Origin of the sequence: Brevundimonas sp. SPF441, from assembly GCF_009661015.1 — a bacterium.
GTDB lineage: Bacteria > Pseudomonadota > Alphaproteobacteria > Caulobacterales > Caulobacteraceae > Brevundimonas > Brevundimonas vesicularis.
The window spans coordinates 1-255 of the sequence record NZ_WJWX01000064.1 but is presented as its reverse complement, the minus strand read 5'-3'; the positions used below and the strand labels follow the sequence as shown (position 1 = coordinate 255).

Below are 255 nucleotides of genomic sequence, written 5' to 3'. Positions count from 1 at the left end.
TCCCAGTCCGATTGAATAGCGGCCGCAGCCGCCCGCCCACCGCCGCCGGCCGCCATACGCGCGCGCGCGGGGGCGGCGTGGGCGCGGGCGAAGCTCTCGACCCGGGCCTTCATCTGCTGGATAGGAGCCTTGTGGATCGGCGACGGGGCCGCCGCGACCTGGCTGGTCTCGAAGCGGCCGACCAGTTCGGCCAGTTCGGCGGCTTCGCGGCTCAGGCTCAGGCTGGCGGCGGTCGACTGCTCGACCATGGCCGCG

1 pseudogene is annotated in these 255 nt (G+C 74.5%); it reads right to left on the bottom strand.

From position 1 onward, the window contains the following. Positions 1 to 255, bottom strand: a pseudogene (locus GGC30_RS16800) (chemotaxis protein); the annotation flags it as partial.